The 24,712-nt window shown below is 34.2% G+C and carries 27 protein-coding genes and 1 pseudogene; 17 read left to right on the forward strand and 11 right to left on the reverse strand.

Going from position 1 to position 24,712, the window contains the following annotated elements; translation table 11 throughout:
- Positions 1-69 precede the first annotated feature (69 nt).
- Complete coding sequence (locus C6989_RS09550; RefSeq protein ID WP_148703399.1) at positions 70-1,329, forward strand: hemolysin family protein; 1,260 nt, start codon at positions 70-72, stop codon at positions 1,327-1,329.
- Here the strand turns inward: C6989_RS09550 and C6989_RS09555 are convergent.
- On the reverse strand, positions 1,326-2,375 hold the full coding sequence (locus C6989_RS09555; RefSeq protein ID WP_182126994.1) for a type II glyceraldehyde-3-phosphate dehydrogenase: 1,050 nt from the start codon (positions 2,373-2,375) through the stop codon (positions 1,326-1,328). The genes C6989_RS09550 and C6989_RS09555 overlap by 4 nt on opposite strands.
- Before the next feature lie 163 nt (positions 2,376-2,538).
- On the opposite strand from C6989_RS09555, the gene C6989_RS09560 reads away from it, so the two are divergent.
- The 5 genes from C6989_RS09560 (at position 2,539) to C6989_RS09580 (ending at position 6,342) form a co-directional block, all read left to right on the forward strand.
- The gene (locus C6989_RS09560; protein ID WP_148703401.1) at positions 2,539-3,216 is read left to right on the forward strand and encodes a hypothetical protein; all 678 of its coding nucleotides are present in this window, start codon (positions 2,539-2,541) and stop codon (positions 3,214-3,216) included.
- A 38-nt stretch (positions 3,217-3,254) separates the two neighbouring features.
- The gene (locus C6989_RS09565; protein ID WP_182126996.1) at positions 3,255-3,965 is read left to right on the forward strand and encodes a DsbA family protein; all 711 of its coding nucleotides are present in this window, start codon (positions 3,255-3,257) and stop codon (positions 3,963-3,965) included.
- Positions 3,966-4,073: 108 nt separating this feature from the next.
- Complete coding sequence (locus C6989_RS09570; RefSeq protein WP_148703403.1) at positions 4,074-5,468, forward strand: hydroxymethylglutaryl-CoA synthase family protein; 1,395 nt, start codon at positions 4,074-4,076, stop codon at positions 5,466-5,468.
- Complete coding sequence (locus C6989_RS09575; protein ID WP_182126997.1) at positions 5,468-6,016, forward strand: hypothetical protein; 549 nt, start codon at positions 5,468-5,470, stop codon at positions 6,014-6,016. Before C6989_RS09570 ends, C6989_RS09575 begins: the two co-directional genes overlap by 1 nt.
- A gap of 41 nt (positions 6,017-6,057) precedes the next feature.
- Positions 6,058-6,342 (forward strand): hypothetical protein, encoded by a 285-nt coding sequence (locus C6989_RS09580; RefSeq protein ID WP_148703405.1) that lies wholly within the window; start codon positions 6,058-6,060, stop codon positions 6,340-6,342.
- A 19-nt stretch (positions 6,343-6,361) separates the two neighbouring features.
- Here the strand turns inward: C6989_RS09580 and C6989_RS09585 are convergent, their stop codons facing one another.
- Positions 6,362-7,225 carry a prohibitin family protein gene (locus C6989_RS09585; protein WP_148703406.1) on the reverse strand — a complete coding sequence of 288 codons (864 nt, stop codon included), beginning with the start codon at positions 7,223-7,225 and terminating at the stop codon, positions 6,362-6,364.
- A gap of 104 nt (positions 7,226-7,329) precedes the next feature.
- On the opposite strand from C6989_RS09585, the gene C6989_RS09590 reads away from it, so the two are divergent.
- Positions 7,330-7,725, forward strand: a complete 396-nt coding sequence (locus tag C6989_RS09590) for a winged helix-turn-helix transcriptional regulator (RefSeq protein ID WP_148703407.1) — start codon at positions 7,330-7,332, stop codon at positions 7,723-7,725.
- Here the strand turns inward: C6989_RS09590 and bioD are convergent, their stop codons facing one another.
- Positions 7,726-8,409, reverse strand: a complete 684-nt coding sequence (bioD, locus tag C6989_RS09595) for a dethiobiotin synthase (protein WP_182127054.1) — start codon at positions 8,407-8,409, stop codon at positions 7,726-7,728.
- A gap of 73 nt (positions 8,410-8,482) precedes the next feature.
- On the opposite strand from bioD, the gene bioA reads away from it, so the two are divergent.
- A complete protein-coding gene (gene bioA, locus C6989_RS09600; RefSeq protein WP_182126998.1) occupies positions 8,483-9,796 on the forward strand; it encodes an adenosylmethionine--8-amino-7-oxononanoate transaminase in 1,314 nt (437 codons plus the stop codon).
- Between the two features lie 38 nt (positions 9,797-9,834).
- On the opposite strand, the gene C6989_RS09605 is transcribed toward bioA, so the two are convergent.
- On the reverse strand, positions 9,835-10,047 hold the full coding sequence (locus C6989_RS09605; RefSeq protein WP_182126999.1) for a hypothetical protein: 213 nt from the start codon (positions 10,045-10,047) through the stop codon (positions 9,835-9,837).
- Positions 10,048-10,313: 266 nt separating this feature from the next.
- Here C6989_RS09605 and C6989_RS09610 point away from each other — a divergent pair, with 266 nt between their 5' ends.
- The gene (locus tag C6989_RS09610) at positions 10,314-11,165 is read left to right on the forward strand and encodes a ParB/RepB/Spo0J family partition protein (RefSeq protein ID WP_148703410.1); all 852 of its coding nucleotides are present in this window, start codon (positions 10,314-10,316) and stop codon (positions 11,163-11,165) included.
- Between the two features lie 10 nt (positions 11,166-11,175).
- Here C6989_RS09610 and C6989_RS09615 read toward each other — a convergent pair whose 3' ends face one another.
- Complete coding sequence (locus tag C6989_RS09615) at positions 11,176-11,715, reverse strand: histidine kinase (RefSeq protein WP_148703411.1); 540 nt, start codon at positions 11,713-11,715, stop codon at positions 11,176-11,178.
- A 176-nt stretch (positions 11,716-11,891) separates the two neighbouring features.
- On the opposite strand from C6989_RS09615, the gene C6989_RS09620 reads away from it, so the two are divergent.
- A complete protein-coding gene (locus C6989_RS09620) occupies positions 11,892-14,135 on the forward strand; it encodes a sodium:solute symporter family transporter (RefSeq protein ID WP_237087630.1) in 2,244 nt (747 codons plus the stop codon).
- On the opposite strand, the gene C6989_RS09625 is transcribed toward C6989_RS09620, so the two are convergent.
- Positions 14,124-14,402 (reverse strand): hypothetical protein, encoded by a 279-nt coding sequence (locus C6989_RS09625; RefSeq protein ID WP_255464693.1) that lies wholly within the window; start codon positions 14,400-14,402, stop codon positions 14,124-14,126. The genes C6989_RS09620 and C6989_RS09625 overlap by 12 nt on opposite strands.
- 180 nt (positions 14,403-14,582) lie before the next feature.
- Positions 14,583-15,653, reverse strand: a complete 1,071-nt coding sequence (locus tag C6989_RS09630) for a hypothetical protein (protein WP_182127000.1) — start codon at positions 15,651-15,653, stop codon at positions 14,583-14,585.
- Positions 15,654-15,822: 169 nt separating this feature from the next.
- Here C6989_RS09630 and C6989_RS09635 point away from each other — a divergent pair, with 169 nt between their 5' ends.
- Complete coding sequence (locus tag C6989_RS09635; RefSeq protein WP_182127001.1) at positions 15,823-15,990, forward strand: hypothetical protein; 168 nt, start codon at positions 15,823-15,825, stop codon at positions 15,988-15,990.
- Positions 15,991-16,137: 147 nt separating this feature from the next.
- Here C6989_RS09635 and C6989_RS09640 read toward each other — a convergent pair whose 3' ends face one another.
- From C6989_RS09640 to C6989_RS09655, 4 genes are read right to left on the reverse strand one after another with little or no spacing between them, the layout of a single operon-like run.
- Complete coding sequence (locus C6989_RS09640; RefSeq protein WP_148703415.1) at positions 16,138-17,064, reverse strand: urease accessory protein UreD; 927 nt, start codon at positions 17,062-17,064, stop codon at positions 16,138-16,140.
- A 3-nt stretch (positions 17,065-17,067) separates the two neighbouring features.
- On the reverse strand, positions 17,068-17,724 hold the full coding sequence (gene ureG / locus C6989_RS09645) for an urease accessory protein UreG (RefSeq protein WP_182127002.1): 657 nt from the start codon (positions 17,722-17,724) through the stop codon (positions 17,068-17,070).
- 18 nt (positions 17,725-17,742) lie between these two features.
- Positions 17,743-18,444 carry an urease accessory protein UreF gene (locus tag C6989_RS09650; protein ID WP_148703417.1) on the reverse strand — a complete coding sequence of 234 codons (702 nt, stop codon included), beginning with the start codon at positions 18,442-18,444 and terminating at the stop codon, positions 17,743-17,745.
- Entirely contained in the window at positions 18,434-18,919 is a 486-nt protein-coding gene (locus C6989_RS09655; RefSeq protein ID WP_182127003.1) for an urease accessory protein UreE, read from the reverse strand. The genes C6989_RS09650 and C6989_RS09655 overlap by 11 nt, the downstream gene beginning before the upstream one ends.
- 90 nt (positions 18,920-19,009) lie before the next feature.
- Here C6989_RS09655 and C6989_RS09660 point away from each other — a divergent pair, with 90 nt between their 5' ends.
- The 6 genes and pseudogenes from C6989_RS09660 (at position 19,010) to C6989_RS09685 (ending at position 24,508) form a co-directional block, all read left to right on the forward strand.
- Complete coding sequence (locus C6989_RS09660) at positions 19,010-19,312, forward strand: urease subunit gamma (RefSeq protein ID WP_148703419.1); 303 nt, start codon at positions 19,010-19,012, stop codon at positions 19,310-19,312.
- A gap of 5 nt (positions 19,313-19,317) precedes the next feature.
- Positions 19,318-19,623: pseudogene (locus tag C6989_RS09665) on the forward strand (urease subunit beta); the annotation flags it as partial.
- 59 nt (positions 19,624-19,682) lie between these two features.
- Positions 19,683-21,395, forward strand: coding sequence for an urease subunit alpha (ureC, locus tag C6989_RS09670; RefSeq protein WP_182127004.1), 1,713 nt, complete (start codon positions 19,683-19,685; stop codon positions 21,393-21,395).
- Between the two features lie 157 nt (positions 21,396-21,552).
- Positions 21,553-23,556, forward strand: a complete 2,004-nt coding sequence (locus C6989_RS09675) for a sodium:solute symporter family protein (protein WP_237087632.1) — start codon at positions 21,553-21,555, stop codon at positions 23,554-23,556.
- Positions 23,553-24,077, forward strand: coding sequence for a hypothetical protein (locus C6989_RS09680; protein ID WP_237087633.1), 525 nt, complete (start codon positions 23,553-23,555; stop codon positions 24,075-24,077). The genes C6989_RS09675 and C6989_RS09680 overlap by 4 nt, the downstream gene beginning before the upstream one ends.
- The gene (locus tag C6989_RS09685) at positions 24,077-24,508 is read left to right on the forward strand and encodes a universal stress protein (protein ID WP_148703422.1); all 432 of its coding nucleotides are present in this window, start codon (positions 24,077-24,079) and stop codon (positions 24,506-24,508) included. The genes C6989_RS09680 and C6989_RS09685 overlap by 1 nt, the downstream gene beginning before the upstream one ends.
- Positions 24,509-24,712: the final 204 nt, after the last annotated feature.

The raw sequence follows: 24,712 nt of genomic DNA on the forward strand, positions 1-24,712 counted from the left end.
GAGATGGTGTTTGACACATAAAATGAATGACCGTTATAGTTGTTCTAATTTAATTTTCAGGAGAAAGAAATGGTAGAACTTTGGATGGAGTTAGCAGCACTTGCAGGATTAATTGGCCTCTCAGGTTTTTTTAGTGGATTAGAAGTTGCATTAGTGGGAACTAGTCAAGCGACAGTTGAACGTTTACTTAAAGAAAAAAAACGTGGCTCTAAAGCACTTTACAAATTAAAATCAAATCCAGGATGGATGATGTCCTCTGTTAATCTAGGCAATAATTTAGTAAATGTTGGGTCGTCTGCATTAGCAACTGTTGTTGCCATAAAAATTTTTGGAGACGAGGGTTTAGGAATTGCTGTTGGGATTATGACATTTTTAATTATTATTTTTGGTGAAGTTACTCCAAAAACATACTGTAATGCTAATGCCTCAAAAGTAGCATTAAGAACAAGTGGAATATTGATTTTCTTTAGTTATGCAACATATCCTGTTGTTTGGATTTTAGAAAAAATAACACGAGGAATGATAAAAATTACTGGTAGCGATTATCACCCCCCTGCTTTAACAGAAAAGGAGATTAAAGGAATTATTGATCAAGGATTCAAGGATGATGCATTAGAGAAAACAGAAAGGGATTTGGTTCATAGTGCACTAAACTTTGATGATACCGTTATCAGATCAGTAATGACACCAAGAACAAAGATGTTTGTACTTCCAGCAAAAATGTTGATTTTTGATGCATTACCATTAATTAATAAAAGTACACATTCTAGATTTCCAATTTATGGCGAGACTAATGACGACATTATAGGATTTATTCATGTTAGAGATGTTTTGAGAGAATTAGAATCAGAAAACAAAATGGTTACATTAAAAGAAATCTCAAGAGAGCCAGTCTTTGCGTCACAAGAAAAAATGGTCAGTGCATTACTAAAAGAGATGAAGGGAAGGAAAACACACATGGCCATTGTAATTGATGAACATGGAGGCGTTGAGGGACTAGTAACACTAGAAGATTTGATTGAAGAGATTGTAGGGGAGATTGAAGATGAAACAGATGCAGAAATAAAGAAAAACATTCGGGTTGTAGATAAAAATACCTTAATTGTAAGTGGAGATATTCAAATAGAACAAATTAATGAATATTTCAAGTCAGATATTCCTGAAGGAGATGACTATTCAACATTAAATGGATTGTTACATCATGAATTACAAGACATTCCTCGTTCAGGTGACAAAGTGGAGTTGAATAATTTGAAAATCATTGTAGATAAAGTTGTAAAAAATCTACCCACAGAAGTTAGAATAGAACGAATGCGTGAAAAAAATTAGAATTTTTTAAAGTGCTCTTGTAATTTTTGTTTCTTTTCAGTCATATGGAATATAGATTCAGTATGTGCAAATGCCTCAGAATATGATTTTTCAAATAACATTGCCTGCATTAACATATGATTTTCAGGAATAACAATTCCTGTTTGATCATCAGAATACATCATTTGAACTGTATCTCCAATTGAGGTAGTCATATTGGCATGAATATGAATCATGTTTGTATCAGTAAAATTGAAGCCCATGTTTTGAGCATAATCTCTAACATCTTTTGTGCCTTTTGCAGTCCATAATGTTGCGACCCCAAACTCATTTGTAAAAAGTTCATGAATTTCAGAATGCTTTGGGGCAGTTCCATTGAATCTAACATCCATAATATGCAGATGCATCTGTCTTGTTGGTACTTTGATTGCTCTAACATAAAGAGGGGCATCTTTGCCAAAATACAACTTCACATCATCTCCGTGATGAGGTTTTTCAGTCATTTCAATAGTGTCAGAAAGTTTCTTTTCAGTTTGTTCAATGTCTGCCCATCTTCGCACAAGTGTTACATCAAAGCGAATAATACTGTCTCCAAATTTTTCTCTTAAAGGTTCTAAAATTCTGCCCATTCCAGTAACATTACAACTTCCCTGCATGACATGGTTTTTTCCTATTGCAAGATCATAATTTGCACGAGAGTTAAACAATAAATCAGAAACAGCATTATCTCCCATAGTGGATTCCCCACCCTGGTAAATTGCAGGAATGTTACGTGGCTCATACAGATTTTTTTTATTTTTAAAACCATGACCGCCAGGTGCAGCATCAACTACAAGATCAGATTTGTCTAATGCCGATTCAATTGAACCAGAAATTTTAAAATCTTTGAAATCATCTACTTTACTTTCAGGTACATAAACATCAAGGCCTCTAGAAATAGCAACGTTGACATCTTCATCAGGAGAATATTTTCCAACTCCAACAACAGAGATTTCTGGATCATCTTTTAGAAAGGCAGTAATTCTACTACCAATGGATCCATATCCATTAACAAATACATTCTTCACACATTATCACAAATTATCCCGTTTTTTTAGGTATTGATATCTAACAGATAGTAGCCTCTAGCAAAAAGAACAAAAACTAGTATAATTTGATAAAAATTCTTTTTAGCGTATTCATACAGTCAAAATCATGAATCATTATTTACTCATGGGGATTTTTTCATTAATGTTTGGGTTTTTCTCAATAACTACAGCTTTTGCAGAAGTAGATCCACTAACAGAAGTATCATTTATGAAAACAGGCACGCTACACACAAACGAAAATAAATTTCAAATAAGTAATGAAATTACCGTTAGAGAATTTTTCAATGGTAAAATAATTCGGATTTCAGGACAGACCTTGGAAGGATTTCCATACATAACATATTCTAAAATTTTAAACGACGATATTCAAACTCATGGAATAATTTTTGTGGGAGGAAAATTTGTAAAACTGTCATTTGAGGAAACGCTCCCACAAAAAGATGAATTAGAAAAAGAAGATAATTTGCAGATTCTGGTCCAGTACACACAAAGAGTTCATTCACAAAAAACTGCACATGTAGACATCAAAGTATATGATCCAACACAAAACAAACTAAATGATTTTAATCTCAATTATGGATTTCTAGCAAATACAAGTATTGAGGTAATTGTTTTAGATGAAGACGGTAAAAAATTTCATTCATCTACAGGATTTACGAACAACAAAGGACTTTTTGAAACAGAATTTTATATCCCTGAAAGATATCCTAGAGAAACATTAACGGTAACAATTAATGCTGAAGACCAAGATTCAAAATCATCTAAAATATTACAGATTTTCACATTAGGTGCAGTACCGGAACATGGGAGTTCTCCATAGCGCAAAAGACTAAATGATATAAATAATTTCAAAAATTATTGATACATGGTCCATCTTTGGCAATAGGTGCAGGAATATCTGCAGCTGTACTAGTTGTTGTGTTTCTTGGATTTGATCAAGTTGCTAATGAGCCTGAATTAGTAATTGAACCCACACCTAATGTACAACCAGAAGGACCAGCAAAGATTACAATGAGTACATTTTTGGAGAACGATTCCTCAATATTAGGAGATTCTAGTGCACCAGTAACATTAGTAGAGTTTGGAGACTACCAATGCCATTTTTGCAATGTCTTTTTTCATTCAACTGAAGGAGATATCTTGAAAAATTATGTAGAAACAGGTAAAGTTCGCATGATCTTCAAAGATTTCAACATTATAGGACCCGATTCAATTAATGCATCTCATGGAGCACATTGTGCAAATGATCAAGGAATGTTTTGGGAATACCATGATATCTTGTATTCTAATTGGACTGGAGAAAATAATGGATGGGCATCATCAGAAAACTTGCTCAAATTTGCACAAGAGATTGGATTAGATATTGATGTGTGGTCTGACTGCATGATTAGTGGAAAACATTCACAAACAATAGTTGCAAGCAATGATGATGCAAGATCGCTTGAATTAACTGGAACTCCAGCATTTTTTGTGATTGGACCTGATGGAAAAGTTACCCGATTGTTTGGAGCACAACCATATTCAACATTTGAAAATATTTTTGAAATTGAATTAAAAAAAATAAAATAATTTGCGATCAATTTACGAATAAAGTTAAAAAAAAAGTATCAAAATTCCCTTCCTAGTTAGATAGAATTTACACAATAACCTTATTAATGAAATATCGGACGCAAGCTTATGGCAGCGGGAATTGATGACATTGCAATATACATACCTAGACTATACATTGACGCAGCAGATTTTGCAAAAGCTAGAGGACTAGACCCAGTAAAATTACAAAAAGGTCTTGGAGTATCTCAGATGGCAATAGTCGATGCCAATCAAGACCCAGCAATTTTGGCAGCAAATGCATGTTTGAAGATCATGCAAAAAAACAAACTATCACCAGAAGATATAGGTCGATTATACGTATCAACTGAATCATCATTTGATGAATCAAAGGCAATGAACTCTTTTGTTATTGGAATGCTCGAACAAGTTTATGGTCAAGGCGCATTTGAGCACTGTGGAGGAGTGGAAACAAAATTTGCATGTGTAAGTGGCTCATATGCATTGTATGACAATACAAATTGGATTAGAGCAGGAGAAGCTGAAGGAAAACACGCACTTGTTGTAGTGTCTGATATTGCAAAATATGATATGGGCTCCAGTGGAGAAATGACACAAGGTGCAGGAGCAATGGTAATGCTTCTAAATGACAAACCAAGATTATTAGCATTTGATCCTAGAGTAACATCAACATCAATTAAAGATGAATATGACTTTTACAGACCCTTTGGAAAAGAGACACCAATTGTTCATGGACAATATTCCAACATGTTATACATGATTCAAGTAAGAAAAGCACTTGAAGCATACAAGAAAAAAGTAATCTCATCAAAACTAATCAACATAGAACCAGGAGAAACAATACTAGACCATATGGATTACATTAACATGCACTTGCCATATAGCAACATGGGAAAGAAAGCATTAGCATACCTAGTAAGACATGAATGGCGTCAACTCCCAAGATGGAAAAAAATTCTACAAGAAATTGGAATAGAAGAACCAATTCCAAAAGATCCTAGAGGAACCATAGAATCAGTGTTAGGTGATGAGGAGTTTATGGCAAAAGATCATGAATTTACTAAACTATTTACTAAAACACCAGAGTATCAAGAAGTCTATGAATCAAAACTTGCAAGTTCATTAATTGCATCAAGTATGATTGGTAATTTGTATACAGCATCACTATACCTAGGGTTTAGGAGCAGTCTTGAATTTGAATATCAAAAAGGAATCAAATTGGAAGGAAAGAGAGTAGGATTTGGATCATATGGTAGTGGAAGTAGTGCCATGGTGTTTAGTGGTGTAATTCAACCTGAATACGAAGAGATTGTGAAAAACATGAACTTGGAGGCAGAAATTGGAGATAGACGAAAACTAACCTGGGAAGAATACGAAGAACTTCATGAGAACAAATTATCACCTGAAGACTCCATGCTACATTCAAAGAAAGAATTTATTCTAGTTGATGTAAATAAAGAAACTGAATCCAAAGGCGAAAGACGTTACATCTACAATGAATAATGGCTGAAGAATCAAATCCAATCAAGGATTACCTATTTGATTATATCAAAAACTCACAAACAATACCAGAATTAATCTCTAAAAAGAAATTTGATGTTGTCATTAATGAAATAATTCAACATTGCTATGATAAAATAATTTTAATGGATAAAAAAGATGTAGCAGTTGGAGTACTTGCAACAGGACTTCTTCATTATTTGTTGACTAATGCGTTGCTGAATAGTCAAAGAAAAATAGAGTGTCAAGGAATTGAATTAGATATCATAATTCCCGATATCAAGACACTAGAAAAAGATCCAAAAATGGCTCTGCTAATTTGTATTCCAAAGTATTCGGACAAAAGAATCATTGAAGAAAAAATAGAACAGTTAGAAAAAATTCAACCAATCAAAGAAAATATTTGGATAGTTCTATCTGAAAACATAAAACTAGACAAGAAGACATTTGTTTTATCCAAACAAGATTCCTCTTTTTCAAAGATAATTTTTGAGATTGCTCAGTTTAGTAATGTGGGTGGGGCAAACAAATTCAAAATTTTACGAGTGTAAGATTAAAAAGAGAATAAATATCAAAAAAACATACAAAAGTTATGGCATCAGTTATCATAATTCCAATAGTTATAGTTGCGGTGGCGGGATTGAGTGCTTACTTGGTGTATAGATATGCCATGTATGATTTTCTATGTAAAAGATCAGTCAATCAGACCCTTAAAAGATACAATATCAAAAAGACACCATCTCAAATCATCAAAGAGTATTATGAGCAAAAAGATGAGAAAAAATCACACAAAGAGATTCTAAATTTGGAAAAATACTATAGGCAAAAAGAACCAGACCAGTTCCTAGCCATGTACGATGTGCTTAGAGAAAAATAAAACAACTAATTTTGAAACACTATGGTTGCATAGGTATCTGGATAAATGGAGTTCCACCTTCACCAACTACTAGAGGTAATCTTCCATCCCAAGCTTGTGTCTTTAGCCATTCCAAATAGTTTGGATTTTCAGAAAGTGCTTTGTTGATAATTGCAATTGCTTCAGCTTCACCTTTGGCTTCTGCAATATTTGCATTAGCAAGACCAATTGCATTTGCTTCACGTTGTCTTGCCTCTACTTCAATTCTTCGCAAATCATTCTCTGCTCTTAGAGCGTTTTGCTCAGCTTCTACTTTGGATTCAATGGCTTGAGCAAATAATGGTGAGAATTCAAAATCTGTAATTGAAATTACATCTGTTACAACATTAAATTGGTTTAATCTTTCTGTGATTGCAGCTTCAATATCTTGTTTAACAAGAGGTCTTTTTGTAATTAGTTCTTCAGCATTATATTTTGCAGTTACTTGTTTTACTGTCTCCTCAATTGCAGGTTGGATTACTCTATTTTCATAATCAAGCCCTAAATTCTTGTATAATCTATGTACACTTTCCTTATCAGGGTGATAATTGACGGTAACTGTTGTTTCTACTGTTTGTAAATCTCTTGATGCACTTCGGGCATCACTTGCATACTTTAGAGTACGAACTTCAATGTTAACTACTTCATCTTGAAAAGGGACTACAAAATGCAATCCTTCATCAAGAGGCGGTTGTGTAAGATCAACTGCATTCCAGTGTAATAATACTCCTCTATGACCGGAATCCACTATCTTTACAGATGCGGTTGCTACAACACCTATGAGGATTAGAATGATAATTCCAATTACAACACCTTTGGCAGCATTAATGTTAACTGACATTTTTGGAGATTGGTATTTTGACAACCATTACACTAGACATCTACTCCTTTTATACCATCTGTAAAATCACAAATCGCATTAAAACACCAAAAATGAACAAATTTATCACAAGAATACAAATGTAGTCTATGGCAGATCCAAACTATTCTTGGTTTTATTTGGTATTATTTTTGGCCATACCCCTATCTAGAATCATTCCAAGATTAATTTCAAAACGAAGGGAGAAGACTGATGGATATAAAACTAAAGAAACACAAACAGAACAAAGTACTGAATGGAGACCAAAACAAGAATCATTAAAATCACAAACAAAAGAAATGCAAGTTCTTGGAATAATGCATCAAGGTGCCAATACATTTGATAAAATTCAAAAAAACACCCAGATTGAAACCAAAGTACTTGATTCAATTTTACAAGAGTTAGAGCAAAAAGGCCTCATCAAGGTAGTAGAAAAACAAGGAATGTTTGGCCCAAAAATTGAGTTATACTCCACAGATAAAGGATTCAAAGAATATTATTCATAGTTATTTTAATAGCAATTTCAAATCAATATTCTTTTTGAAGATTCGATTCAAAGATGCATCACTCATGTCTTGGATAAATGGAATAGAACCCAATACTTTGATTCCTGTAAGATTTTGCAAATCACTTGTCAAGTCTTTGATTGGATAGCCACTTTCAAAGTCATTAATGATTATTCCCTTGATTGGGATTTTGTACTTTTCACACATCTTTACTGTCATTACAGTGTGATTAACAGTTCCAATTTTACTACGTGTGACAATTACTGTTGGAATCTTCATCTCTTTTATCAAATTTGTAATGTAATAGTCTTTGAGAATAGGAGTCATGATACCCCCCATACCTTCAACTAGAATCACTTTGTGAAGTTTTGATAATTTTTTGAAACTAGATAAAACTGTAGAAACTTTGGGTTTTGTTTTTAGTTTCTTCCAAGCAGTATAGGGTGATGCAGGAATTGAAAAGAATTGAGGGTTTACCAAATTTTCAGGATCACATGTTTGGGCAGCACTAGATAAAATTTCAACATCTTCGGATTTGTAGCCTTTTTTTTGAGCATCTCCTGCAGCAAATGGTTTCATCACACCAACATCCACACCCATTTTGCGCAGCACTACAGCAAGCCCTGCTGTGATGTAGGTTTTTCCAACATCTGTATCAGTTCCTGTAATAAAGAGAGATTTCAACAAAATATTTTCAGATGTATCCATTGATTAATTCATCGGTTAATTATTAAGATCTGACATCATAGAAAATCAAATGAAAAGTTCTGTTTGGCACCCAAATACTCAGATGACTGAATGGGATTCTTTTGATAAAATTACCAAAGCCAAAGGAATGTGGCTAATAGATTCCAAAGGCAACAAAATGATAGATGCCGTAGCCTCTATGTGGTGTAATGTTTGGGGACATTCAAACCCTCAACTAGTCAAGGCAATCACAAATCAGAGCAAAAAACTGCAGCATTCATCAATGTTCAACATCACAAATGAGCCTGCAGAGAAATTAGCAGACAATCTAGTCAAAATCTCCCATGGAATGCACAAAGTGTTTTTTTCAGATAATGGATCATCAGCAATGGAAATTTCAATCAAAATGGCGTTACAGTATTGGAAAAACATTGGAGAGAAAAGAACAGAGATTGCAACACTAGAAAACGGATACCATGGAGATACCTTTGGCGCGATGGCAGTAGGATATGTGCCAGAATTTTTTGGGAAATTCAAAAAACAATTATTCAAAACAATACAATTTCCAGTTCCAAACAAATATCGACTGCCAAAAGAATATACGTTTTCTGATTATCAAAATGAATGTCTTGAAAAAATTGAAAAAAAGTTTTCAAAAAATAAAAACATTGCAGTATTTGTAATGGAAAGTGGTGCACAGGTAGCTGGGGGAGTCATAATTTATCCAAAAGGATTTCAAAAAAAGATTAGTCAATTATGTAAAAAATATGATGTATTGTTGGTCTTAGATGAGATTGCAACAGGATTTGGCAGATTAGGTTCTATGACTCAGCATGAAGAGCAAAAATCCACTCCAGATATTGTAGCATATGGAAAAATGTTAACAGGGGGTTATCTTACCATGGCTGCAACACTTGCAAACAAAAAAGTCTATGATTCATTCTCAGGAGAATTCAATGATTGGAAGCATCTCTTTCATGGTCACACATACACTGGAAACCCACTTGCAGCATCAGTTGCAAATGAAAATATCAAAATGTATCACAAAAACAAATTGATTAAAAAAATTCAGAAAACATCCAAAATATTTGAAAAATACTACAAGGAAATTTCTGAAATTGATATTGTTGGAGATATCAGACACAAAGGAATGTTAATGGGAATAGAACTAGTCACTGATAAAAAGAAAAAGATCCCAATTCATCCCAAAAAATCAATCAATAAAATATTCTATGAAGAAGGCAAAAAGAACGGAATCTATCTAAGAACCCTTGGGAATATAGTCATGCTTGTTCCACCCCTGGCAATATCTGAAAAAGAACTTGATTTACTCCTAAAGTGTACAATTAAGACTATTCTGAGTGCAAGGTCTCAAGTAATCTGACTGCTAACCCCCTAGATCGTTTCAAATCTTTTAAGATTCTATCTAAACAAACTATTGAAAAAATCAGTCATTGAAAATATGACTTGATCAAATGTATGAATCCAGAAATCATCATGGAATTTCTCATCTGCCAAAATATGTGAATGAGAATCTGTTAGTTCAACTGTAGCATGTGGGTGTGCTTCTACTATTGAAATAATTCCGGGGATTAAGAGAATCGATACAATTACAAAAATTACCACATGTTTCATACCTGATTTTCATAACAAAACTATTTTTACTTTTTTGAGATACTGACCTTTACAGATACAAACTAATGCTTGCAAACGTATTGTTTTGTGAATCTATTGCTGATAGAAAAATAAATTGATTGAGTTACAATTTTTTTAATATACTTTGGAATTATATCAAATTTCTTACAAATCAATCTAAAAAAATGAATTTTATTATCTATGTTTTTTATTAATGCCTAAATACTATATTTCCTCTATCTTATTGGGTATGGCGGGGGTTGTAAGTGGAAGTAATTGATAATTCTCTTGTAGAACCTATTGAAATTCGAATGATCAGACCATCTAAATTCCCAGTTAGATACAAACTCCCATCAAATTCCTCAGAACTTGTAAACCTCAAATCTAGCATTAAAGAACATGGATTACTTCAGCCAATTGTGATCAGACCTCTTGATCATGGATTTGAGATTGTTGCAGGTCATAGAAGGTTTTCTGCATGTAAATCAATGCGTTGGAGATTTATTCCTAGTAAAATTAGAGATTTGTCTGACAAACAAGCATATGAAATCCAACTAACTGAAAATATTCAAAGAAAATCAATGGACCCAATTGAGGAAGCCGAGGCATACCAAAAATACGTAAATGAGTATGGCTGGGGGGGCGTAAGCGAACTAGGGAAAAAAATTGGAAAAAGTGAAGAATATGTATCTCATAGAATGCAACTTCTAAAACTCCCTGATGATGTGAGAGAAAAGATTGTTCACAATGATTTGAGTGTCAGTCAGGCATTAGAACTCACAAACGTTGATGCGTCTATGAAAAGCGAGTTTGTAGATGAAATTGTAGGTAATAAGCTTACAGTAAAACAGATCAGAATCATGAAAAAGAAGACCAAAGAAGAAACCGAACTTTACAAACCAAGTCCTAACAAGAATTCTAAAACCCTTAATCTGGTAAATAAAAGTAACCTTGCACTTAAAATCACTCTTTCAAGAATTGATGATTTGATTGAAGATGCACATGGTATTGATCCAAAACAAAGAGTAGAGATGATCAAATTTTTGATGGGTCTCAGATTGAAAACTCATTCAATGATAGATGAAACTATTAAATTTAAAAAGAAATTTTCAAAATAATTTTGTTATTTTATGATCCAATAAATGGCGGCGCCCATTCTTTGAGGAATTTTTTGTATTCATCTTCAGTGTATGTCAGAGCATAAATTGATGCTTCTGTCTGTGGAACAAAGTCATAGACCTCATAAGTTTGAATAATATCTCCAAATAGATTTCTATAGATGTCATTTTCCTCATCTGCCATCTCATTTGACAAAAATGATTTTACTGTGATCCAATCATATCCACCACGTGTCCTACCTGAAAATAATACAAATGGCGCATCATTAAGATATTTTTTCAAACCTACTAGACGTTTTGGAAGTGCTTGTGATGTTCTAAATGTAACAAGATCTACTCGAACAACTCTATGTGGAATTTTCTTTACATCTACTTTGATTGTATATCCCTTAATAATTTCATCTTCCTCAAGTTTTGTTATTCTAGATTCGATCTCTTCTTCTGCTAAATCATAGTTGAAACCTTTTAGATAATCCCATATCTCAAATACATCTTGTTTTGAGTTTTGGGAAAGCGCTGAAATTATAAGTTCATCAACCCTATCCACCATTATGCATAATCCCACAAATCAACTATTTAACAAATTTTCTAAATCTGTATTTTAGGGAAGAAATTTTTTGACTGTTTTAATTCTATTTTAATACCTGTTTTTTTGATACTATTCTACTGGTCTCTATATTACCTGAAAACGTAGGATATGTTGTACTGATAGGAGTTGGATTGATAATGGCATTATCAGTCATACTGATGGTCAAGGCCGAAACAAAATGGCTTGGAACTAGAAAAACCTCTGAGTGGTTCTATACTGCTGGACGAACAATCAAAACGGGATTAATTGCATCATCTATAGTATCTGCTTGGACATGGGCTGCAACTTTACTTCAATCTTCTACTGTGACCTATGAGTTTGGATTGGGAGGGTCGTTTTGGTATGCAGCAGGTGCCAGTATTCAGGTTATTTTGTTTTCAATTCTTGCAATTGAACTAAAAAGAAAGGCGCCAATGACTCACACTTTTCCTGAGATGATCTATGTTAGATATGGAAAACATTCTCACAAGATTTTCTTATCTTTTGCATTAATGACTAACACAATTGTTACTGCGATGCTTGTTTTAGGCGGTGCTGCAGTAATCCACTCGCTTACTGGAGTAGATATTACTATAGCCGCATTTCTAATTCCTGTTGGAATAATCCTATACACTATTGGGGGAGGTCTTAAAGCAACATTTTTTGCAGAATATCTTAATGCAGCATTCATCTTTGTTGTGGTTTTGATTTTTGTAACTGTTATCTATTTTGCTACACCTGAAATTGGGGGAATTTCTGGAATGTATGAAAAACTCCGTCAAGCATCTATTTTAAATCCTGTAGAAGGTAATGTATTTGGAACATATCTGACATTGGCATCAATTGGTGCTCTGATATTTGGCATCATCAACATTGTTGGAAACTTTGGAACTGTTTTTGTTGATCAATCATATTGGCAACGAGCAATTGCATCACGACCACGGGCTGCTACTGGCGGATTCATTATAGGTGGTTTGGCCTGGTTTGCCATCCCATTTACACTGGCTACTACTCTTGGTCTAGCGGCAATTGCTACTGGCGTCGTTCTAAATGAAAATGAGATAGAGTTGGGTCTTGTTGCCCCCACTACAGCCACAAATCTAATGGGTGATCTTGGAGCCGTTCTAATTCTTACAATAATATTTACAGCAGTTACTGCTGCGGGGTCTTCTCAATTAGTAAGTGTGTCATCTCTTATCACGTATGATGTATTTCGTACCTATCTGAAACCTTCTGCTACCGGTAGAGAATTGATTAGAATATCTCGATTTACCATCTTAGGATTTGGGATTGGAATGGGTGTTTTAGCATCTCTCCTATTTCATTCTGGATTTAGTTTACAATATGTCTATCTGATGATGGGTGTTCTGATAGGGTCTGCAGTTGCTCCGATCTCCTTTGCATTATTGTGGAAAAAGACCAACAAATTTGCTGCCACATCTGCTGCAGTAATTGGATTGGCATGTGGTGTTTTCTCATGGATCTTTGTAGCAAATTCTATCTATGGAGAAATCACACTTGCTTCAACAGGGAATTTAATTCCACTTTTGATTGGAAATGTTGTTTCAATCCTTGTCAGTTTGGGAATCACAATTGTTGGTAGTTTGATAAAATCTGAAAACTTTGATTTCCAAATAATGAAACAAAAAATTCTGGTTGTAGATGATAAGGTTCGTTCTATGCTAAGACGAGATACTGATGAAGAATTCCTTCAACGTTCTTTGAGATTTTGTAAAAGAATTGGATTCTCAATTTCAGTATTTCTTGTTATTGTTTGGCCTACCTCTTTTTATCTAACAGAGTTTGTTTTTGAAGAACAGTCATTCCACCTATGGGTTTGGCTTGCTATAACTTGGGCATTTTCGGCAGCAGGAATAATCATCTTTTTACCATTAATTGAGGCTAGAAGAAACATTACTGAGATTTTCCATAAAGCACAAATGAATCAAAATGAAGAGTTTGATGATTCTCAAGACTCTAAATATGATCTACCAATAATGAAAATCCTAGTCCCAGTTGACGGTTCTGCAAGATCACTTAAGGCATTGTATCAAGCAAATTATTTGTTTAGAGGTGCAGCAAAGGTTAGGATATACCTACTTCATGTGATAGAATGGACTGATGAAAATGAAGAAAATATTGATGAAGCATTATCAGAGCAAATTCAAGAAGAAGGCCGACTGATTCTAAGAAGTGTTGTTGTCCCCAAAAATATTAGTGACTATAAGAGAATTGTAAAACTGGGGGATCCTGCCCAAAAGATTTCCGAACTTGCTGACAAACTCAAAATTGATGTGATAATTATGGGCAAAAAGGGAATAGGAAAGTCCACTTCAGATTTGGGTCATGTTACACAAAAGGTACTCAAATTAACTTCCAAATCTGTTGTTCTATCGGAATAGGAATAAAATCTCTGTCTTTTGATGAAAAGCTAAGAATTTTTTTGGAAAATCATCTATCTTTGCCTCAATTGAAAACTTCTTGGTATCTTTGAGCATATGAATAATACTGTAATGTCTTGAGAATTCCTTGGTTAGATTGTTTTTAATTTTTTCTACAGGGGATTTTTTTCTAATCTCATTTACTACATGAAAACCACATACTATTATCAATTGGTCTAAACCTTGTTTTTTTCTTTGTATGATAGAATCTTTAGCAATTTTATACAATATATCAAAATCTTTCTCATGACTTTTACAAAACTGAATTTTTTTTGTTTGTTTGAAATTATTAATTTTAATGTTAAAATAAATTTGAATCAATAATTAAAATATGATATTATGAAAATACTCTTTTATTGCATAAAAAAATTTATTAAAAAGAAAAATTTTTTGACCTAGACTAACTCATTAATCTATACCATAATCTTTGTATGTTTTTGGACTCATCTTCATATTGTGCATCTTCATGACTGCCTCCACTCCGTATTCGTCAATGTATTTTTGATATTCATAGTGATATGGTTGCATTCCCGTACATGTTATCTCAAAATTATCGACCAGTACAAAGACTGATGCTTTATTATAACTATAGTCTTTGTCATTTAGAGTATCTATTGTATAGTTTGTAATGTCACACTCTCTGTATGTCATCTTTCTAATTGGAAGATCTCCTTGTTCTAGGTATATGGACATTCCAAATTCTGAGAATTTATGTTCTGCACCAAATGGACCTGTTCCTCGATTAAACTCTTCATCTGCAGCTCTATATAGAATACTTTTGTCAATTCCTACCATTCCTTGTAGATTTACAACTGGTGTTTCTCTGTTAAATCCAGATACATGTTGATACACATCAAAACTATTGATTTGTATAGTTTCTGAATCAAAGCTAAATTCGGTTATGATATTGATATCATTTAGACTGTTTCGTGGCATCATTCTTGTAGATTTGACCTCCTCATAGTCTACTTTGTAATCTACAACAAATGGACTGTTTTTGAAAGTGTGTAGTGCCAAAGCATTACCGACAAAACTCCACTGGCCAGTTGTAGTGTACTCGTTTACTAGAGTTATTTCATAATGTGTTTCTCCATCTGTTGTCCAAATGAATTTACCTTTATCTTCTCCTGGTTCTAGTGGACCTCTAAGTGAGACTAATTGTACAGGTTCAGATGCAGAATAGTATAAAGTCCCTGTATACTCTTTTTCGCTAATGGGAATGATTACTGCTAGTTGATGATTTTCATGTCCTATACCTGGATCTCTTTCTGAAATAATTCTATCAAACCCCTCAACAGGAATTTTTTCTCCTAGTTGGGCATTACTTGAGAATAAACTTGTTTGCTCTTTAATTGCCTTTTGACGTATATCTTCTTGACTAAGAGTTTCTTGAGCAAATGATTGTGTAAATTCAATAGATGTCAAAGATACTGATAGTATAGCTATGAACATGCTGATTTTGATTTTGTTATATGTCATTGAAGGTAATTAGAAAAATTTGTTAGTTATGTTTGAAACAGATTTTGCTGGTTAAATAACACAAAACATGTCTAGTCGACGTCGACTATATATCTAAAACAACATATCAATATCTATTACTATTTTTTTATATTGAAAAATATTTTAAAATTGTTTTACAAGTATCTCTGTGGTAAATACCTCAAAAAAAACAACTCCATTTTTAATGACAATAGATAATTCAGTTTATCAAAAAATAAAAAAACTTGCCTCAAAACGAGGAATTACAACTCAAGAATTTATTCGCGCAGTAATTATTCCTGAGTGGATTGCAAAGGAGAGAAAATCAAAAAAATAATCTAATATTTTTTAAAATTTCTAATAATTTTCAATTGTTTTTCAAAGTGATGTTTAGACTTGTTTAAGATCTGATTTGTTCAATTAGAAATTTCATCTCTTCACTATTCCTAGGATTGGATGTGTCGGTTGGAATTCTCAATAACTTCTAACTTTTCCTAATTTTACTAAATGGCGCATCAAGAGTTTTTTTCCTTACGATCTCTACAATTTTAAAAATTCCTTCAAAAATCATATCTGTTTTGTTTCCTAAAATTCTGATAATGACTCCTGATTCGTCAGACAAGATAGATGTTCCAATTGTTATTTTCTCAAATTTTTTTAGTTCTTTTTCAATAAGATTTTCTAGTGCAATGATTTCTTCTTTTTTTGTAAGGATGTAAACTGTTCCAACAATTTCATATTCACCTAATATTCCAAAATCTCTTACTCGTTGTTTTTTTGGTTCAATCTTCGTATTTTCTAAAAATCTAATCTTATTGTCTTGATTTTTGCAATGTGTTCTAAGATAACAAATATCATACTCAAATGACTCATCCATTGCAACTCTTCCCGGAGTTAAGATTTCTGAATAAATCAAAGTAGAATTGTCATGAACATTGAGATTCACCTTTTGATAATATCTAGAGTTTTTGTAAGGGATTATCTGATCCGGAATATATTCAAGATAACAATTCTCCTCAACTGTAATGTTTAGAATCTGTGATGCAGAATTTGCGTTCATGCTATAGATTCTAGTGGCCCCTTGCGTTGTAATATGAGAAATTGCCTTATTTTTTAGTAGGATGTCTGTTCTATATCGATCACCTTGTAGAATTCCCCCTGATGATGAAATTACATAAAGAAATGCCATTTGGGGAAGGAAACTTTCAGTGTATAGTGCTTTTTGAATTTGTAGAGGAACTTGTGAAAATTGCTTTGTAACAACAGTCTTTCCGCTTTCATTTACTTGGAGTTCTACATCTAAAATTCCTACCTTTCCGGATTTGCCCACCCCTAACTGTTTTACACTGGCATCATATGCCTGAATCTCTTTTGGAGTGTCATCAGGAGTATAGTATTCTAGTTTATTCAAGAATTACACCTTTTGGGCAATTATTGATTTTGGTTGTGCATCAAATAATACATCATGAATAATATGTTCTGTAACTTTCATTATTCCTTTATCCGTTTTGCAGTTTACAAATTCAAATGGCTTTTCTTTTCTAATTTTTAGTGCATCTCTTTTCATTATTTCTAGATCTGCCCCAACTAATGGTGCAAGATCGATCTTGTTAATTATCAAAAGATCACAACTCTCAATTCCGAGTCCTCCCTTTCTTGGATACTTGTCTCCTCCTGCAACGTCAATAATGTAAATGAAATAATCAGCCAGGATTGGACTAAATGTAGTTGTAATGTTGTCTCCACCACTTTCAATTATTATGAGATCCAAATCAGGATGCTTTGCCTCCATCTCTTCAATTACTGAAAGATTCATTGAAGGGTCTTCTCGGACCGCAGTATGAGGACATCCACCTGTTGCAAGACCAATCACTAAATTCTCAGGGAGTAACCCCCTCTTAGTTGCAAGGTTATTTCGCATCCTATCGGCATCTTCTTTTGATATGACATCATTTGAGATGATACTTACACTGTATCCTTTTTGTGCAAGCATTGGAACTAGTCTCTCAATAAGCATACTCTTTCCAGAGCCTACAGGCCCTCCTATTCCAATTCTAGGAATATGTGTCATGATAAAAAAATCTAATTTTTATGTAATAAACATTTTAGAATCCATTTTCTCATGGGACATCTGAATGACATCCATTTGAGGTGCAAACTGCCACATTTCTGAAAGGGATTTATTTGAATTTTCTTTAATTGTCTGAGCAATTACAGGTTTAATTTTATGAATGATTTTTTGTCCTTCAAAGTGTTGAATTAGTCCTAATCGTAATGCCGCTCCCACTACTGCAACACTAAAACCGTAAAGCATCATCATCATGCTTTTCTCTTTTTTTATCTTCATGGCATTACAACATATAGCAAAGGCAACAGGAAAAATTCCATTTGCTTTTTTCTCTAAAATACTATCTTGATACTGCTTTAGCATTTTGTCATCTTTAACAAATTCTGCCACACACTTTACTAATTGAATCCCTGATCTTACTGATGCATCCCTAATTTCTTTAATTGATTTTGTTGCAAATAATGTATTATCTGCTTGAATAATTCTATCAAAATTACCTTCATTTGAATTCTCAAATATGTCTGCAAGTGCAATGCAATCAGTTGGTCCTATCTGCTGAATAATATTGATTTTAACCATCTCAGCTAGATCTGTCATCCCATGAATCTTATTTTGAGAGAAAAGATATTCCAATCCATTTGAAGTAGCAAATATTCCTGTAGGAAAAAAAGAATCTGATAACTGCATCACTCCTAGTTCTTGTTCAATCTCATCAATGTTCATGTACATCTGCCCCTGAATGCGGAGAAAATACCCGTTCTTCTACGGTCAACTCAATATAGTTAATAATACTATGAAATAGTTTCTCAAAGACTTCTTTTTCAGAATCAGCCTGTATTGGAAAGATTATCTCTTCTCCCTGAATAGAGATTGGTCTATGCCTATTTCCAATGATGTGGCCCAAAAGTATCATCACCTTTTTGTTGTTGCTAGTTTTTAGTCTCACTCTAATGACTTTTTCAGATAACTGCTCTATAACAATTGGATTTTTTCCATTAACCAGAACATCTCCATTACGTAGTTTAATTCCAGAATTTAAATTCAAACCAATATCAGTTCCACGATCAGTCTTTCTCCTGAGAATTTTTTTGTCTAATTCTATTCTGGAAATCTTTAATCTCTCAAAATTACCATCTTTAAGATTATCAAATCCTTCATCTAGAAAAATATTTCCGATCGGTACATTGATCTCTAACACAACAAACTTTGTATTTTGATAAAGTTATACTTTCTTAGATTGTTTTTACATTTTTTAATTATTAAATACATTAAAACATAATCTCATTCAATGATGCTTACTCCTAGAGAATTAGAGAAACTCAATGTTTTTGTTACATCGGAACTTGCTCGCAGAAGACAGACTAGAGGACTTAAACTAAATCATCCTGAAGCAGTTTCTATTTTAGCTGATCATATCTTAGAAGGTGCAAGAGATGGAAGATCTGTTCCAGAACTAATGAGTTCTGGCAAAAAAGTTCTAACAAAAGATGATGTTCTTCCTGGCGTTGCTGATCTAATCCATTCCATCCAAGTAGAAGCAACTTTTGAAGATGGAACTAAACTAGTAACTATCCATGACCCGATTGTGTGATGTAAATGATTCCTGGCGAATATTTCCCTTCAGATGAACCAATAATTGCCAATGTGGGTAAGGAAACAGTTTTTGTTAGTGTTAGAAATACGGGAGATAGACCAATCCAAGTCGGTTCGCATACTCACTTTTTTGAAACAAATAAAGCACTTGATTTTCCAAGAAAGCAATCCTATGGTTATCATCTTAATATTCCTGCAGGAACTTCTGTAAGATTTGAACCAGGTGAAACAAAAGAAATTGAATTAACAGAATTTGGAGGAAAGAAAATTGTTTATGGATTTAGCGGTTTAGTAAGTGGAAGCTTAGAAGAAAAACAAGAAGATGCTATCAAAAAAGCAGCAGAAAAAGGATTCAAGGGAGTGGCAAAATGACACTAACCATTCCAAGAAAAAACTATGTTGATTTGTTTGGTCCAACTACAGGTGATAAAGTTAGACTTGCTGATACCGATTTAATTATTGAAATTGAAAAAGACTTGATCAAGTATGGTGATGAGGCTGTTTTTGGTGGAGGAAAAAGTATACGAGATGGACTTGGTCAAGCAAGTGGAGTGCTTCGTGCAGAATCACTCGATCTGGTAATTACTAATGCAATAGTTATGGATCCTATTTTGGGAATCATCAAAGCAGACATTGGAGTAAAAGATGGAAAAGTTGTATGTGTAGGAAATGCAGGAAATCCAAACATTATGGATGATGTTGACATGATAATTTCTTCAAACACTGAGATTATTGCTGGTGAGCATACAATTTGTACCCCTGGAACAATTGATTCTCATATTCATTTTATTTCTCCTCAACAAGTAATCCATGCAATCTGTAATGGAACAACTACAATGATTGGTGGGGGAACTGGTCCTGCAGATGGCACAAACGCCACTACATGTACTCCGGGAAAATGGAATATCCATAGAATGATTGAATCAGTTGATGATTTTCCACTTAACTTTGGATTCTTGGCAAAGGGAAATGATTCCCTTGAGACGGCATTACTTGAACAAATTGAAGCAGGAGCATGCGGATTAAAATTACACGAAGATTGGGGATCAACACCTGCTGCTATTGATTCTGCTCTAAACGTTGCAGATAAAACTGACACTCAAGTTGCAATACATACCGATACTCTAAATGAATGTGGATTTGTTGATGACACTATAGAAGCAATTGCAGGAAGAACAATCCATACTTATCACACAGAAGGTGCTGGAGGGGGTCATGCTCCGGACATTATGAAAGTTGCAAGTGAACAAAATATTCTTCCTTCTTCTACCAATCCAACAAGACCATTTACCGTAAACACACTTGCTGAACATCTTGATATGATGATGGTCTGTCATCATCTTAATTCTGCAGTTCCTGAAGATGTATCATTTGCAGAATCTAGAATTAGAGGTGAAACAATTGCAGCGGAAGATGTTTTACATGATCTTGGAGTGCTAAGTATGATGTCATCAGATAGTCAAGCAATGGGTAGAGTCGGTGAAGTGACAACTAGAAACTGGCAGACTGCCGATAAAATGAAAAAGATGACCGGACCATTACCTGAGGATAATTCTGGAAATGATAATTTCAGAGTAAAGCGATATCTTGCAAAAATCACAATCAATCCTGCCCTAACTCATGGAATCTCCGATTATGTAGGCTCTATTCAGCCTGGAAGACTAGCTGATATCGTTATTTGGTCTCCTCAATTCTTTGGCATCAAACCTAAAATGATCATCAAGGGCGGCTTTATCACCTATTCTCTAATGGGTGATCCTAATGCCTCAATCCCTACAACTGAACCCATATTGTATCGTCCTATGTTTGGAGCATATGGCCAAACAAAACATTCTACTTCTATAACTTTTACATCACAACTTGCACTAGACAAAGGAATTGAATCTGAAATTAAATCCCAAAAGAAATTGGTTCCTGTAAAAAATTGTCGTAATATTAGAAAAAAAGATATGTTGTATAATGATCAAACCCCCAAAATTGAAATCAATTCTGAAACTTATGAAGTAAAAGTTGATGGTAAACTTGCAACAATTGATCCAGTTGAAAAAATTTCTATGGCACGACTTTACAACTTGTTTTAATACTTTTCAATTTTTATTTTCTTCATGTAAATTTTCATTTAAGCCGACGTCGACTAGAATTATTTTTGATTGTAGGGTTTTATTTTGTCTTAAAAATTGAGTACATAAAGGTCCTAGTTTGTTCAATCAATAAGTAAATCTCAGAATATTCATTTTTGTGTACACAGCAAAATCTTTACCCTTTGTATTAACTACATTTTTTGCTATTGTAGTGTTCCTTGTCGGATCTCCACAAACCGTTTTTGCAGCAGGTGCCATTTCAGAAGGATTTGCAATTGGTGAAGCATTGCCTGAATGGATTGGTTGGGCTATTGTTGTTGGTTTAGGTGCAGTTTTTGCTGTAATAATTTCCATTGAAGTAAAAATTGAAGAAAGATACCTTGGAGTTAACCAGACCTCTGAGATGTTTAATACTGCTGGACGAACAATCAAAACGGGTCTAACTGCGGCTGCTATTGTTTCTGCTTGGACATGGGCTGCAACTTTACTTCAATCCTCAACTGTAGCATATCAGTATGGAATAAGTGGTCCATTTTGGTATGCAGCAGGAGCATCAATCCAAGTGTTGCTGTTCGGAATTTTAGCTATTGAATTGAAACGTAAAGCCCCAAACGCACATACATTCCTAGAAATCATTCGTGCAAGATTCGGTGATGGTTCTCATAAAGTCTTCTTGGTATTTGCATTAATGACTAACATGATTGTAACAGCCATGTTATTGCTAGGCGGTTCAGCCGTAGTCAATGGTCTTACTGGAATGGATATTTCTCTTGCTGCCTTCTTGATTCCAGTAGGTGTGATGATCTACACTCTAGTTGGAGGGCTAAAAGCAACTTTTGTTGCAGATTATATGCATACAATAATCATATTTGTTGTAATTCTAACCTTTGTTGCAGCAGTATATTTCAATACTGACATCACTGGTGGTGTTGAAGGAATGTATGAAAAATTAGTTGCAGCTGCAGATCTAAGACCAATTGAAGGAAATGCAGCAGGTGCATTCTTGACAATGGCATCAATTGGCGGTCTGATGTTTGGTATCATTAACATTGTAGGAAACTTTGGAACTGTCTTTGTTGACCAAGCATATTGGCAGCGAGCAATTGCAGCAAAACCATCATCCACTGTTAAGGGCTTCTTACTTGGTGGTGCATGTTGGTTTGCAATTCCATTTACACTTGCAACTACTATGGGGCTGACTGCAGTGGCACTTGATGTTGACTTGACCCCTGCACAAGTTCAATTAGGATTGGTAGTTCCAGCAGCAGCTACAGCGCTAATGGGGGAAGTCGGTGCTATCATGGTATTAACTATGTTATTTATGGCAGTAACTTCTGCCGGTTCTGCAGAACTAATTGCAGTCTCTTCTTTGATAACTTATGATATTTACCGAACGTACAAGAATCCAAATGCCTCAGGTAAACAACTAGTCAAAGTATCTAGAATAACGATTGTTGGATTTGGGCTTGGTATGGGGGGTTTAGCAGTCATACTCTTACACATGGGATTAAGTCTTGGCTTTGTCTATCTGGCAATGGGCATCATAATTGGTGCAGCAGTAATTCCAATTGCATTAACAATACTTTGGAGAAGAACAAACCGAGTAGCTGCCACGCTTGGAGCTATTATCGGTTTGATGGTTGCAGTAACTACCTGGGTATCTGTTGCAGCATCATTGCCAGAATTTGGTGGGGAAATCAATCTGGCAAGTCTTGGTCATAATTACTCTATGTTATTTGGAAACATTGCTGGAATCTTAACTGGTGGAGCAATTACCATCTTTGGAAGTCTTGCAGCTAAAACTGAGTTTGATTGGGCTGATCTCAAAAAGAAAATCACTCTTGTCGAATTATCTGAAGCAGAGTCTGCAGAAATCACTGAAAACGAAGAGACTTTGAAGAAAGCCTTCAAGTTTAGTCTTACTGGTGGCGGTATCATGACTCTGGTCTTAATCATTGCATGGCCAATGCCCTTGATTGCTGCCGGCGTAGTATTTGATATAATGGCTTATAGTATTTGGGTAGGAATCTCCGTAATTTGGGTAAGTATTGCTTCATTCTTCATCATATTTCTGCCCATCATTGAGGCAAGAAAAGGAATCGCACAAGTATTTAGCGGACAAAAGTCAGTTGCAGAAACTTCAAGAGGCGACAAGAATTGACTTCATGTTCTGGATGTAATGTTACATTGGGTTGGAAGAAATACAACTTTCAAAAGCAATGGAGAATTCCCGGATACTTTTGTAAAGATTGCATGAAAAAGATTGGGCATGACTTTGATGAACATGGAAAGATTACTCTTCCAAAAAGAACCTGTGATTCTTGTCACCAAGAATTTTTCTTTTTAACTACCACCTGGCAAAACAAACAACGACATAGATGTTGTGATGTTTGTAAAGACCTTGATAGTATAGAGTCATCATCAAAAACTGCATTGTTGCCCTCTGTTCCTTCAAGAATCCCAGTAATGATGGCGATCTTTGCAGCTTTTGGCATTATGCTAATGATTGGTGGATTTGCATATGTGATGTTAGTTGCACCACAGCAAGAATCTAGCATACTTCATGTCATTATTGGTAGTTGTATGTCTGGTGCAGGGTTTATGCTGGCAAGAAAGATGGTAAAGGTTAGAAACATGATCTTAGGCAAAAATTCACAACTTACAACTGAGGAATTAAGATAATGGCAAATAGATTATACAAAAAAATACTTGTTCCGTTAGATGGCTCAAAGTACTCAGAGCGAGCGTTTGCTGAAGCAGTAACTCTTGCAAAACAATGTGATGCAAAAATAGTTGGATTGTCCATAGTTCCTTTTTCACCACTATCATATCGTGAGATTAGAATTGCAAAAGAGACAATGTTTATTGAATCAAAAAAGAATCTTGCAAAAGCTAAGAAAAATGCAGAGAAAAAAGGTGTGACCTTACAAGAAAAAATATTGGAGGGGAATCCTGGAGAATTAATCTCTAATTTTGCAAATCAAAGTAGAAACAAAGTTGATCTGATAGTAATGGGTTCTAGAGGACGAGGTGGTCTTAAAGAAGTATTTCTTGGAAGCGTATCAAATCATGTAATGCACAAATCCAAAGTGCCTATAATGATCATAAAGTAATTTATTAAATTTACTAGTTGATGACTCTAAAGTAGATTAGGTTGTTTCTGTAATTATTGTATTGCCCACAGACTAACTGGTAATGTACAATTCTTCATTGTGAAAATAGATAAAATTGTTGACATTACAGCCAAGAAAGAGGTGTAGAATAACTTTATTGAGATTCTATTAATTTTTAAATGCTTTTTTAACTTACATTCTGCT

Origin of the sequence: Nitrosopumilus sp. b2 (assembly GCF_014078535.1) — an archaeon.
Classification (GTDB): domain Archaea; phylum Thermoproteota; class Nitrososphaeria; order Nitrososphaerales; family Nitrosopumilaceae; genus Nitrosopumilus; species Nitrosopumilus piranensis.

What these genes read in the sequence shown, in the direction of transcription:
- C6989_RS09550 (WP_148703399.1), top strand. Translation starts at nt 70, where the DNA reads ATGGTAGAACTTTGGATGGAGTTAGCAGCACTTGCAGGATTAATTGGC.
- C6989_RS09560 (WP_148703401.1), top strand. Translation starts at nt 2,539, where the DNA reads ATGTTTGGGTTTTTCTCAATAACTACAGCTTTTGCAGAAGTAGATCCA.
- C6989_RS09570 (WP_148703403.1), top strand. Translation starts at nt 4,074, where the DNA reads ATGGCAGCGGGAATTGATGACATTGCAATATACATACCTAGACTATAC.
- C6989_RS09575 (WP_182126997.1), top strand. Translation starts at nt 5,468, where the DNA reads ATGGCTGAAGAATCAAATCCAATCAAGGATTACCTATTTGATTATATC.
- C6989_RS09580 (WP_148703405.1), top strand. Translation starts at nt 6,058, where the DNA reads ATGGCATCAGTTATCATAATTCCAATAGTTATAGTTGCGGTGGCGGGA.
- C6989_RS09590 (WP_148703407.1), top strand. Translation starts at nt 7,330, where the DNA reads ATGGCAGATCCAAACTATTCTTGGTTTTATTTGGTATTATTTTTGGCC.
- bioA (WP_182126998.1), top strand. Translation starts at nt 8,483, where the DNA reads ATGAAAAGTTCTGTTTGGCACCCAAATACTCAGATGACTGAATGGGAT.
- C6989_RS09605 (WP_182126999.1), bottom strand. Translation starts at nt 10,047, where the DNA reads ATGAAACATGTGGTAATTTTTGTAATTGTATCGATTCTCTTAATCCCC.
- C6989_RS09615 (WP_148703411.1), bottom strand. Translation starts at nt 11,715, where the DNA reads ATGGTGGATAGGGTTGATGAACTTATAATTTCAGCGCTTTCCCAAAAC.
- C6989_RS09620 (WP_237087630.1), top strand. Translation starts at nt 11,892, where the DNA reads ATGGCATTATCAGTCATACTGATGGTCAAGGCCGAAACAAAATGGCTT.
- C6989_RS09630 (WP_182127000.1), bottom strand. Translation starts at nt 15,653, where the DNA reads ATGACATATAACAAAATCAAAATCAGCATGTTCATAGCTATACTATCA.
- ureG (WP_182127002.1), bottom strand. Translation starts at nt 17,724, where the DNA reads ATGACACATATTCCTAGAATTGGAATAGGAGGGCCTGTAGGCTCTGGA.
- C6989_RS09650 (WP_148703417.1), bottom strand. Translation starts at nt 18,444, where the DNA reads ATGAACATTGATGAGATTGAACAAGAACTAGGAGTGATGCAGTTATCA.
- C6989_RS09660 (WP_148703419.1), top strand. Translation starts at nt 19,010, where the DNA reads ATGATGCTTACTCCTAGAGAATTAGAGAAACTCAATGTTTTTGTTACA.
- ureC (WP_182127004.1), top strand. Translation starts at nt 19,683, where the DNA reads ATGACACTAACCATTCCAAGAAAAAACTATGTTGATTTGTTTGGTCCA.
- C6989_RS09685 (WP_148703422.1), top strand. Translation starts at nt 24,077, where the DNA reads ATGGCAAATAGATTATACAAAAAAATACTTGTTCCGTTAGATGGCTCA.